This is a genomic window from Pelomonas sp. KK5, from assembly GCF_001984095.1.
Lineage (GTDB): Bacteria > Pseudomonadota > Gammaproteobacteria > Burkholderiales > Burkholderiaceae_C > KK5.
This window is the reverse complement of the sequence record NZ_LYVQ01000066.1, coordinates 17300-28896: the sequence shown is the minus strand read 5'-3', so window position 1 is coordinate 28896 and position 11597 is coordinate 17300. Positions and strand designations below refer to the sequence as shown.

Below are 11597 nucleotides of genomic sequence, written 5' to 3'. Positions count from 1 at the left end.
GGCGGGAGGGGGCATCAACTGTCCTTCAATAGTCATAGCGCAGGCTCATGCCGATCGTGCGCGGGCGGATCGGGTACCACTCCACGTAGTTGACCGCGCCCGGGTTCTGGTAGGTCGAGTAATTGACGGCCGCCGAGGACTGGCCGCGGCTGTCGGCCAGGTTCTGCACATAGGCCGTGACTTCCCACTTCGTCCAGGCGAAGGCCAGGCGCAGGTCCACGGTCGTGTAGGCCGGCAGGCGCATGTCGGCATCCAGCTGCGCGCGGCGCGCGCCGACGTGCTGCAGCACCGCCGACGCGGTGGCGTCGCTGCCCGCGGGGCCGGCGAAGGTGTAGCGGCCGTCCAGCGTGCCCTGCAGCTTGGCCACGCCGGGCAGCGAGGTGCCGGCGTCCACATCGCGGCCGTTGGCGGAGACGAAGCCGGCCTTGATCTTCGCGTCGGTATAGGCGAGCGAGCCGTTCAGGCTGAAGTCCGCCAGCGGGCGCCAGGCGAGCGTCGCCTCCAGGCCGTTGGAGCGGGCCCTGGCCACGTTGGAGATGATGACGAAGCCCTGGTCGTTGCTGGTGGAGACCTGGATGTTCTTCCAGTCCAGCGTGAAGACGCTGAGGTCCAGCGACAGCTCGCGCGAGGGCCGCAGGCGCAGGCCGGCCTCGTAGTTCCACAGCGAGTCGGACTTGTACGGGATCGAGCCGATCGTGTTGATGCCGCCGTAGCGGTAGCCGCGCGATGCCGTGGCATAGGCCGCCACCTCGGGGCTGAACTGGTAGCGGGTGCTGAGCTTGGGCGTCGTGCCCTTCTCGCTGTCGGCAAACGGGGTGAAGGGCGAGCCGAAGTTCGAGCGCTGGAACTGCACCTGGGTGTGGAAGAAGCGCGCGCCGGCGCCGACGGACCACTTCGGCGTGACCTTCCAGTCCAGGTCGCCGAACACCGAGTTCTCGGTCGCGGTGCCCAGGCGCACGGTGTCGAAGTAGATGTCGTCCGGATAGTTCACCGGATCGTTGGCGCCGGGGATCAGCACCGTCTGGCTGCGGTAGAAGCGGGCCTTCTGGTGGAAGGCGCCGACCAGCCAGCTCAGGTCGCCCGCCGTCACCGGCGCCAGCCGCAGTTCCTGGGTGAAGGAGTTGGAGTGGCGCCGCTCGACGCTGGTCGAGCTGTGCACGTCGGGATAGGGGCCGTCGCCGCTGTAGAGCGTGTAGTCGGGCACCAGGAAGTAGCTGAGGTCGCTGTTCTGGTCGCGCTGCTTGGTCTGGTAGCCGGTCAGCGAGGTCAGGCGCAGGCCGCCCAGGTCCCAGTTCGCCTGCACGCTGCCGAGGTCGAAGTTCGACTTGACGACGTTGTCGGTGGGCGCGTTGAGCTTCAGCTGGTCGGGGTCCGGGGCCACGCCGGCATCGCCGTCCTGGCGGCTGCGCTGGCGCACGTACATCGCCGTGACGTCCAGCGCAGGCGTGGGCTTCAGGGCCAGGATGACGCGCACCGAATCGGAGCGGCCGGTGTTGACGTCCTTGCGTCCGGTGCCGAGGTTGTCGACATAGCCCGGGTCGCTGCGGTGGGTCAGCACCACGCGCAGCGCCGCCACGCCTTCGGACAGCGGCACGTTGGCCATCGCATTGAGCGTGTTGCCCGTGCCGCCGCCCGACACGCTGGAGAAGCCCGTCAGCACGCTGAAGTGCGTCTGCTTCATGTCGGGCTTGGCGAACAGGTAGCGCACCGCGCCGCCCAGCGAGGCCGAGCCGTAGAGCGCCCCCTGCGGCCCGCGCAGTATCTCCACCCGCTCCAGGTCGAAGGGCGCGACGTCGGGCGAGGAGATGTAGACATACGGGTCGGTGAAGGGCACGTCCTCGATGTAGATGCCGGTCGAGGCCTGGCCGAAGATGACGTTGTCGGACACCGTGTTGGTGCCGATGCCGCGGATGCTGTAGAGCGCGCCGTCGGCATTGCCCTTGTTGAACTGGACGCCGGGGCTGAGCTTGAACAGGTCTTCGGCGTCCTGCACGCCGAGCTGTTCCAGCTTGGCGCCGCTCAGCGCCGTGACGGTACCGGCCACTTCGCTCTGCAGCTGCTTGCGCTTGCCCGAGGTGACTTCCACGCGGTCCAGCTGCACCGCCTCCGTTGCCGGGGCCTGCGCCTTGGCGCAAAACCCGATGGCAATCCCCGCGGCGAGCACCGACCATTGAAAGAGCTCGCTGGGGCGTTGGCGGGACACCGTCTTGCTGATGGCCATGAATCTCTTCTCCATGATGAATGTGGACGTCGGGGCGGGGGGCGCCGCGATGCATGGCCTCATGCTATGAAGGGCCCCGACGAACTGAAATATCCCGAGACGGCTAAGACTTGAACAAGAACCCGACAAAAAACAACAAGGACAGCAGCGGCAGCGCCGCCGTGGGGCGCCGGCGCACCCGCTTCGCCCTCGCGCTGGACGCCGAGGGCATCGAGCAGGTGGCGGCGCTGGGCGGCCACGTCGGCCAGCCCGAGTTCTACCCGGCCGCCGTGAGCTTCATGCGCGCGCTGATCGACGCGGAGGTCGGCATCGCGCTGCACTACGCCGCCGACCAGCGGCCTCAGTATGTCTGCGTCCAGGCGGACGCGGCCCGCAAGCGCGGCGCGCGCGAGGCGGTGTACATCGACGGGCCCTATGTGCTGGATCCCGTCTACCAGATGATCCAGCGCGGCCAGGCCGACGGCGCCTATGCGATGGCCAGCTACGTGCCCGACGACTTCTACCGCAGCGAGTTCTACGAGTGCTTCTTCCGCAACACGCGCCTGGTGGACACGATCGACGTGCTGTGGCGCATCGACGCGCGCAGCACCATGAGCTTCTGCCTCGGCCGCGAGGAGGGCACGCCGCCCTTCGGCGAGGCCGAGCTGGCCCTGGTGCGCCACGTGCTGCCGCTGCTCTTCGCCGTCATGCGCCGGCACCACGAGATCGCCGCGCCGCCCGCGCACGACGAGGTCGACCGCCTGGTGCACCGCAAGGTCGAGAGCACGATGGCCAACTTCGGCGCATCCCTGCTGACCAAGCGTGAACGCGAGGTGCTGTTCTACATGCTCAGCGGCTACTCCTCCGAGCAGACGGCGGTGCGCCTGCACACGGCCGAGGGCACGATCCGCAACCAGCGCAAGAGCATCCACCGCAAGCTCGAGACCGGCTCGCAGGCCGAGCTGTTCTCGCTCTTCATCCAGTGCATCCCTTTCGCCGATCCGGAGAGCGACCAGGATCCGCTGGTGCGCTATCAGGGGCCCAAAGAAGCGGACTAGGGTCGCTCCCTATGCCATGACGGCTATGGCTGCAGGCCGGGCACGCGCCTAGCATTCGTTCCACGATGACGAACGAGCAGCCCTATTCCCTCGACGCGCACGGCTTCGCGCCCCGCTACACGGACGCCCGCCACGCCTGGCTGCGCGCCGCCACCGCGCGCGGCGCGCAGATCGACAGCCAGCGGCATCCCGGCACCGGCCCGGACGGCGAAGCGTTGTGGATGGACGCAGCCCGCTTCGGCGATCCGGCGGCGAGCTCCCTGCTGGTGATCACCTGCGGTACCCACGGCATCGAGGGCTATGCCGGCTCGGCCGTGCTAACGGCCTGGCTCGACGGACAGGCACCGGACCCGCTGCCCGCCGGCACGGCCCTGCTGCTGATCCATGCGGTCAACCCCTGGGGCTTCGCGCACTGGCAGCGCGGCACCGAGAACAATGTGGACCTGAACCGCAACTTCCTGCCCTACCCGGCGCTGCCCGCGCCCAACCAGGGCTATGCCGAGCTGCATCCGCAGCTGATGCTGGCGGACTGGAACGAGGCCGAGATCGCGCGCGCCTTCGCGGCGATGGACGCCTTCCGGGCCCGCGAGGGCGAGAAGGCCTTCTCCGACGCCTTCAACGGCGGGCAGTACCTGGAGCCGGACGGCGTCTTCTACGGCGGCCGGCAGGCGGAGTGCTCCAACCTCGCGCTGCGGCAGCTGCTGGCCCGCCACCTGGGCGGCGCCAGGCGCTGCCTGCTGGTCGACCTGCATACCGGCATCGGCCCCTACGGCCAGCCCTTCATCATCAACGTCGACCCGCCCGGCTCCTTCGGCCGCGAGCGCGCGCGCCAGGTGTGGGGCGACGAGGCGCTCAGCGGCAAGGGCTCCACCCACGCGGCGCTGGCCAGCTACCAGGGCCTGATGATCGACGCCTTCGCCGGCGCCGAGGCGGCTTGCGAGGTCTCGGCCGTGGCGGTCGAATTCGGCACGCTGGAGCGACGCCGCATGCAGCGCGCCCACCTGGCCAGCGCCTGGATGCGCCGGCAGCAGCAGGACAGCGAGGCGCTGCGCCGCGCGCGCGCCGAATATCGCGAGGCCTTCATTCCTTCGGACCCGGCCTGGCGCAGCTCGGTGATCCGCGAGGGCACGGCGCTGTGCCGGCGGGCCCGCGAGGCCCTGGTCGCTGACGCCGGCGCATGAGGGCCGACGAGGAACTCGGCCGCGACTGCTGGTACGCACGCAGCGCGCCGCGCACCGAGCATCACGCGCCGCTGCGGACCGATGTGCAGTGCGATGTCGCCATCGTCGGTGCCGGTTTTGCGGGCCTGTCCGCCGCCATCGAGCTGGCCGGGCGCGGCTTCAAGGTGACGGTGCTGGAAGCCCGCGAGGTCGGCGGCGGCGCCAGCGGGCGCAACGGGGGTCAGGTCATTCACGGCCTGGCCTGCGATCCGCTGACGATCGAGGCGCAGCTGGGCCAGGCCGACGCGCGCCGCGTCTTCGACATGAGCATCGAGGCGATCGAGCTGATCCACGAGCGCTGCGCCCGCTTCGCGATCGACTGCGACTGGCAGGACGGCTATCTCGGCGTGGCCGTCAACGCCGCCAAGGACCGCGCGCTGCAGGCCTCGGCCGATCACCTGGAGCGGCACTATGGCTATTCGATGCGGCGCGTGGCCGCGGCGGAGATCGACCAGTGGATCGCTAGCCCGCGCTACGCGGGCGCCGTGCACGACCCGCGCTCCGGCCACCTGCATCCGCTCAAGTACGTGCTGGGCCTGGCGCGCGCCGCCCGCTCGCTGGGCGTGACGATCCATGAGCACACGGCCGTCACGGCGCTGGAACAGGGCGAGAGGCCGGTCCTGCGCTGCGCGGGCGGCGCCACCGTGCGCGCGGGCCAGGTGCTGCTGGCCGGCAACGTCTATCTGCAAGGCCTGGCGCCCGCGCTGGCCCGCCGCATCATGCCGGTCGGCACCTACATCATCGCCACCGAGCGGCTGGAACCCGGCGTCGTCGAGGCGCTGATTCCCTCGCGCTCTGCGGTCTGCGACAACAACTTCGTGCTGGACTACTTCCGCCCCTCGCGCGACGACCGGCTGATCTTCGGCGGCCGCGCCAGCTACAGCGCCATCACCCCCAGGCACATGGCCGAGAGCATCCGCCGGCGGATGGTGGCGGTGTTCCCGCAGCTGGCCTCGGCACGGGTGGCCCATGCCTGGGGCGGCTTCGTGGACGTGACGATGAACCGCGCGCCGGACTTCGGCCGCCTGGGCGGCAAGGTCTACTACCTGCAGGGCTTCTCCGGCCACGGCGTGGCGCTGACCGGCATGGCGGGCCGGCTGGTCGCCGAGGCGATGGCCGGCGACGCAAGCCGCTTCGACGTCTTCGCCCGCCTGAAGCATCGCGCCTTCCCCGGCGGCCCGCTCCTGCGCACGCCGGCCCTGGTGCTGGGCATGGCTTGGTATCGTCTGCGTGACGCGCTGCCCATTTGAAGAAGGATTCGCATGACTGAGCTGTTCCCCGGCTTCGAGCGCATCGGCGTGGAGGTCGACGAGGGCGTGCGCATCGACGCCCTGGTCGGCGGCACCGGCGCGCCGCTGCTGCTGCTCGCCGGCCATCCGCAGACGCGGGCGATCTGGCACAAGGTCGCGCCCGTGCTGGCACGCACGCACCGGCTGGTGCTCGCTGATCTTCGGGGTTATGGCGATTCGTCCAAGCCGGCCGGCCTGCCCGACCACTCCAACTACAGCAAGCGCGTGATGGCGCGGGACCAGGTCCGCCTGATGCAGGCGCTGGGCTTCGAGCGCTTCGACGTGCTGGCCCATGACCGCGGCGCCCGCGTGGCGCACCGGCTGGCGATGGACCATCCGCAGCGCGTGGGCCGCCTGGTGCTGCTGGACATCGCGCCGACCCTGGCCATGTACGAGCAGACTTCGCGCGCCTTCGCCACCGCCTACTGGCACTGGTTCCTGCTGATCCAGCCGGCGCCGCTGCCCGAGCGCCTGATCGAGGCGGACCCGGCCGCCTATGTGCGCGAGGTGATCGGCCGCCGCAGCGCCGGCCTCGCCCCGTTCTCCGCCCCGGCCCTGGCCGAGTACGAGCGCTGCATGGCCCTGCCCGGCGCCGCCCACGGCATCTGCGAGGACTACCGCGCCGCCGCCGGCATCGACCTTGAGCACGACCGCGCCGACCTCGACGCCGGCCGCCTGCTGCACACGCCCACGCTGGTGCTCTGGGGCGCACAGGGCGTCGTGAACACCTGCTTCAAGCCGCTGGAGGAATGGCGCCGCATCGCCACCGACGTGAGCGGCGAGGCCCTGCCCTGCGGGCACTACATCGCCGAGGAAGCGCCGGCGCTCCTGCTCGAGCGGATCCAGCCCTTTCTCGGCACCGAAGGAGCCCAGCCATGAACGCGAGAACGCTCTACCAGAAGCTGGTCGACGCCCACACGGTGGCGCGCCTGGACACGCAGAACGTGCTGCTGTTCTGCGACCTGCACCTGATGAACGAGTACACCAGCCCGCAGGCCTTCGCCGGGCTGCATGAACAGGGCCGCGGCGTGGCGATGCCCGGCCAGAACGTCGCGACGGTGAGCCACATCATCCCCACCCACGCGGTGGCGCACCGCGTGATCCACGATCCCGCCTCGGCCCTGCAGGCCAGCAACCTGAAGCGCAACTGCGAGCGCCACGGCATCGCGCTGTTCGACACCAACGATGCGCTGCAGGGCATCGAGCACATCATCGCGCCCGAGCACGGCATGATCCGCCCGGGCATGGTCGTCATCTGCGGGGACAGCCACACGACGACCTACGGCGCCCTGGGCGCGCTGGGCTTCGGCATCGGCACCTCCGAGGTCGAGCATGTGCTGGCCACGCAGACCCTGGTCTACCGGCTCGCGCAGGACATGCGCATCCGCGTGGACGGCCGCCTGCCCTTCGGCACGACCTCCAAGGACCTGATCCTGATGATCATCAGCCGCATCGGCGCCCAGGGGGCACGCGGCTTCGCGGTGGAGTTCTGCGGCGAGGCGATCGAGGCCCTCTCGATCGAGGCGCGCTTCACGCTCTGCAATATGGCGGTCGAAGCCGGCGCGCGCGGCGCGCTGATCGCGCCGGACCGCAAGGCCGTCGACTACGTGCTGGCCCGCGCGCCGGACATCGCCGGCGACGTGCGCGATGCGGCGCTGGCGCACTGGGCCACGCTGCACAGCGATGCCGATGCGGCCTTCCAGGTCGAGCACCGTTTCGACGCCGCTGAACTTGCGCCTTATGTCAGCTGGGGCACGAGCCCCGACCAGGCGATTCCGGTCGACGGCACCGTGCCCGACGCGACAGGGCCCGATAGCGCCAGCATCGAGCGCGCGATGCAGTACACCGGGCTGGCGGCCGGCACGCCGATGCAGGGCCTGGCGGTGCAGCATGTGTTCATCGGCTCCTGCACCAATGCGCGGATCGAGGACCTGCGCGCCGCGGCGCGGATCGTCCGCGGCGGGCGGGTGGCGGCGGGCGTGCGCGCGATGGTCGTGCCGGGCTCCGGCGCGGTGAAGGCGCAGGCGGAGGCCGAGGGCCTGGCCCAGGCATTCATCGACGCCGGCTTCGAATGGCGCCGCCCCGGCTGCTCGATGTGCCTGGCGATGAACGACGACGTGCTGCAGCCCGGCCAGCGCTGCGCCTCGACCACCAACCGCAATTTCGAAGGCCGCCAGGGACGCGGCGCGATCACGCACCTGATGAGCCCGGCCATGGCCGCGGCGGCCGCGCTGGCCGGCTGCATCACCGATGTCCGGACCTTCGCAGGAGTCGAAGAAGCATGAAGACCAAAATAGAAGGCACCGCCGCGGTGATCGCCACCGCCAACCTGGACACCGACCAGATCATGCCCAAGCAGTTCCTGCGCGGCATCGACAAGGCCGGGCTGGACAAGGGCCTGCTGTGGGACCTGCGCTTCCACGGCGACGGCAGCCCCCGCGCGGACTTCGTGCTGAACCAGCCGGCCTTCGCCGGCACCCGCATCCTGATCGCGGGGCCGAACTTCGGCTGCGGCTCCAGCCGCGAGCATGCGGTGTGGGGCCTGCAGCAGTACGGCATCGAGGCCGTGGTCGCGTCCAGCTTCGGCGAGATCTTCTATTCCAACGCGATGAACAACGGCCTGCTCGCGGTGATGCTGCCCGAGGCCCAGGTGCGCGCGCTGATGGACGAGGCCGGCGGCAGGCCGCTGGCGCTGACGGTGGACCTGCAAGACCTGACCCTGCGCTCGCCGGCCGGCGCGGCCCTGCCCTTCAGCCTCTCGCCGCGCCACCAGCGCATGCTGCTCGAAGGCCTGGACATGATCGGCGCCTCGCTGACCCATGCGCCGGAGATCGAGGCCTTCGCCCGCACGCACTGGGCCGCCCAGCCCTGGCTGAAGGACGTGGCCCGCACGGTGCGGCAGCGGCTGGCCAACGCGGAAGTCACGCCGCGTTGATCCGCAGCCAGGTCGTCTTCAGCTCGGTGTACTTGTCGAGGGCGTGCAGCGACTTGTCGCGCCCGTTGCCCGATTGCTTGAAGCCGCCGAAGGGCACGGTGATGTCGTCCTCGTCGTACTGGTTCACGTGCACCGTGCCGGCCCGCAGCGCCTGCGCCACGCGATGGGCGCGGTCGATGTGGCTGCTCCAGACGCTGGCCTGCAGGCCGTAGGGGCTGTCATTGGCCTGGGCGATGGCGTCGGCCTCGTCCTTGAAGCGCAGCACCGACAGCACCGGGCCGAAGATCTCCTCGCGGGCAATCTTCATCGTATTGGTGACACCATCGAACACCGTGGGCTCGACGAAGCAGCCGCCGCTCTCGACGCGGGCCTGCCGGCCGCCGGTGAGCAGGCGAGCCCCCTCGGCGGCGCCAGCCTCGATGTGGCCGAGCACCGAGCGCATCTGGCCCTCGTCGACCAGCGCGCCCATCACGGTGCCGGCGTCCAGCGGATCGGCGGGGGCGTACTTCGGCGCCTCGGCCGCAATCATCGACACGAACTCGTCGGCAATGCTGTCGTGGACCAGCACGCGCGAGGGCGCGTTGCAGCTCTCGCCCTGGTTGAAGAACATCGCGCCGGCCACGGTCTGCGCGGCGCGCCGGAGCTCGTCGACCTCGGGGAAGACCAGGAAGGCCGACTTGCCGCCCAGCTCGTTGTAGACCCGCTTGAGGTTGGAGCGGCCGGCGTATTCGAGCATCTTGCGGCCGACGCGGGTGGAGCCGGTGAAGCCGATGGCGTCCACGTCGGCATGCAGCGCCAGCGCCTCGCCGGCCTCGTGGCCGAAGCCGGGCACGACGTTGAACACGCCCTCGGGCAGGCCGGCTTCCAGCGCCAGCTCGGCCAGGCGCAGCGCGCTCAGCGGCGACTTCTCGCTGGGCTTGAGCACGACGGAATTGCCGGTGGCCAGCGCCGGCCCGAGCTTCCAGGCGGCCATGATCATCGGGTAGTTCCAGGGCACGACCACGCCGATCACGCCCATGGCCTCGCGCCGGATCAGGGCCAGCGCGTTGCCGGCCGTGGGAGCGATCTCGTCATAGACCTTGTCGATGGCCTCGGCGTACCAGGCGATGCAGCGCGCCGCCGCCGGCACGTCCACGCCGAGCGCGTACCGGATGGGCTTGCCCATGTCCAGCGTCTCCAGCAGCGCCAGCTCCTCGCGGGCGGCGAGCATCAGTTCGGCGAAGCGCAGCAGGACCTGCTTGCGCTCGGCCGGCGCGCGCGCGGCCCAGCGCCCGTCGGCAAAGGCCGCGCGGGCGCTGGCGACGGCGAGATCGATGTCTTCGGCGCTGCCGCGCGTGACCGTGCCCAGCAGGCGGCCGTCGATCGGGGAGCGGTTCTCGAAGGTCTCGCCGCGCAGGCCCTGCACGCGCCGGCCGGCGATCAGCGCGCGGCCGTCGATCTTCAGCGTCAGGGCCCGGGCGTGCCAGTCGATGCTGCTCATGATGCGAACAGGCCTTTCTGCTTCAGCTCCACCAGCGTCAGGTCCAGGCAGCGGCGGATCAGCACCATCATCTCGTCGATCTGCGCGCAGTCCATCACCAGCGGCGGTGCGACGATCATGCGGTCGCCGACGGCGCGCATGATCAGCCCGTTGCCGAAGCAGTGGGCCCGGCACAGCATGCCCACCTCCAGCGCGCCGGCGAAGCTCTCGCCGGTGGCCTTGTCCTTGACGAGCTGGACCGCGCCCATCATCCCGCAGGTCTGCGTCTCGCCCACCAGCGGATGATCGTTCAGCTCGGCGAAGCGCGCGGCCAGGTGGGGGCCGGTCGTGCGCCGCACCCGGCCCACCAGGTCCAGCTCGCGGATCAGCTTGATATTGGCGAGGGCCACGGCGCAGGCCACCGGGTGGCCGGAGTAGGTGAAGCCGTGGTTGAACTCGCCGCCGAGCTCGATCAGCGCCTGCGCCACACGCCCGCCCACCATCACGCCGCCCAGCGGGACATAGCCGGAGCTGACGCCCTTGGCGAAGGTCATCAGGTCCGGCTTGAAGCCCAGCGTCTCGCAGCCGAACCAGTGGCCGGTGCGGCCGAAGCCGCAGATCACTTCATCGCTGACCAGCAGGATGCCGTACTTGTCGCAGATGCGCTGGATCTCGGGCCAGTAGCTGGCTGGCGGCACGATCACGCCGCCCGCGCCCTGCACCGGCTCGCCGATGAAGGCGGCCACGCGGCCGGGGCCGATGGCCAGGATCTTCTCCTCCAGCCAGCGCGCCGCCTTCAGGCCGAAGGCCTCGCGGTCCATGCCCGTGCCGTTCTCGAAGGCATGCGGCTGCTCGATGTGCGTGATGTCGGGGATCGGCAGGCCGCCCTGCGCATGCATGCCGCTCATCCCGCCCAGCGAGGCGCCGGCCATGGTGGAGCCGTGGTAGCCGTTGACGCGCCCGATGATGACCTTGCGCTCCGGCTGGCCGACAAGATCCCAGTAGCGGCGCACCATGCGCACGACGGTGTCGTTGCCTTCGGAACCCGAGCCGGTGAAGAAGACGTGCTGGAACTGCGGCGGCGTGATCTCGGCGAGCAGCTCGGCCAGCTCGATCGCTGGCGGCGTGCTGGTCTGGAAGAAGGCGTTGTAGAAGGGCAGCTGCTGCAGCTGCTGCGTGGCGGCGTCGACCAGCGCCTGCTGCCCGTAGCCGACATTCACGCACCACAGGCCGCTCATCGCGTCGAGGATCTTGTGGCCCTCGCTGTCCCAGAGGTAGATGTTCTCGGCCCGTTCGATGATGCGCGCGCCCTTGGCGGCGAGGCCCTTGGGGTCGGTGAAGGGGTGGAGGAAGTGGGCGGCGTCGGCGCGCTGCCAGTCGGCGGTGCCGCGCGTGCCGTGTTGGGTGAAGCTGTGATGGTTCATGGCTTTGGGTCC

At 70.3% G+C, this 11597-nt stretch carries 9 protein-coding genes; 6 read left to right on the top strand and 3 right to left on the bottom strand.

Annotated features, from left to right (window positions below; translation table 11 throughout):
• Positions 1-25 precede the first annotated feature (25 nt).
• Positions 26-2221: a TonB-dependent receptor gene (locus B0W88_RS12655; protein ID WP_077035017.1), complete on the bottom strand. Its 2196-nt coding sequence runs from the start codon at positions 2219-2221 to the stop codon at positions 26-28.
• A gap of 110 nt (positions 2222-2331) precedes the next feature.
• Between B0W88_RS12655 and B0W88_RS12650 the strand changes: the two genes are divergently transcribed.
• The 6 genes from B0W88_RS12650 (at position 2332) to leuD (ending at position 8702) form a co-directional block, all read left to right on the top strand.
• Entirely contained in the window at positions 2332-3258 is a 927-nt protein-coding gene (locus B0W88_RS12650; RefSeq protein WP_077035016.1) for a helix-turn-helix domain-containing protein, read from the top strand.
• A gap of 65 nt (positions 3259-3323) precedes the next feature.
• On the top strand, positions 3324-4439 hold the full coding sequence (locus B0W88_RS12645) for a M14 family metallopeptidase (protein WP_077035015.1): 1116 nt from the start codon (positions 3324-3326) through the stop codon (positions 4437-4439).
• On the top strand, positions 4436-5728 hold the full coding sequence (locus tag B0W88_RS12640) for an FAD-binding oxidoreductase (protein WP_077035014.1): 1293 nt from the start codon (positions 4436-4438) through the stop codon (positions 5726-5728). Before B0W88_RS12645 ends, B0W88_RS12640 begins: the two co-directional genes overlap by 4 nt.
• Before the next feature lie 12 nt (positions 5729-5740).
• Positions 5741-6646, top strand: a complete 906-nt coding sequence (locus B0W88_RS12635; RefSeq protein ID WP_077035013.1) for an alpha/beta fold hydrolase — start codon at positions 5741-5743, stop codon at positions 6644-6646.
• The gene (gene leuC, locus B0W88_RS12630) at positions 6643-8052 is read left to right on the top strand and encodes a 3-isopropylmalate dehydratase large subunit (RefSeq protein WP_077035012.1); all 1410 of its coding nucleotides are present in this window, start codon (positions 6643-6645) and stop codon (positions 8050-8052) included. Before B0W88_RS12635 ends, leuC begins: the two co-directional genes overlap by 4 nt.
• Entirely contained in the window at positions 8049-8702 is a 654-nt protein-coding gene (gene leuD, locus B0W88_RS12625) for a 3-isopropylmalate dehydratase small subunit (protein ID WP_077035011.1), read from the top strand. Before leuC ends, leuD begins: the two co-directional genes overlap by 4 nt.
• On the opposite strand, the gene B0W88_RS12620 is transcribed toward leuD, so the two are convergent.
• Both B0W88_RS12620 and B0W88_RS12615 read right to left on the bottom strand, forming a co-directional pair.
• Positions 8689-10182: an aldehyde dehydrogenase gene (locus B0W88_RS12620; RefSeq protein WP_077035010.1), complete on the bottom strand. Its 1494-nt coding sequence runs from the start codon at positions 10180-10182 to the stop codon at positions 8689-8691. The two genes, leuD and B0W88_RS12620, sit on opposite strands and share 14 nt — an antisense overlap.
• Positions 10179-11585, bottom strand: coding sequence for an aspartate aminotransferase family protein (locus tag B0W88_RS12615; protein ID WP_077035009.1), 1407 nt, complete (start codon positions 11583-11585; stop codon positions 10179-10181). The genes B0W88_RS12620 and B0W88_RS12615 overlap by 4 nt, the downstream gene beginning before the upstream one ends.
• Positions 11586-11597: the final 12 nt, after the last annotated feature.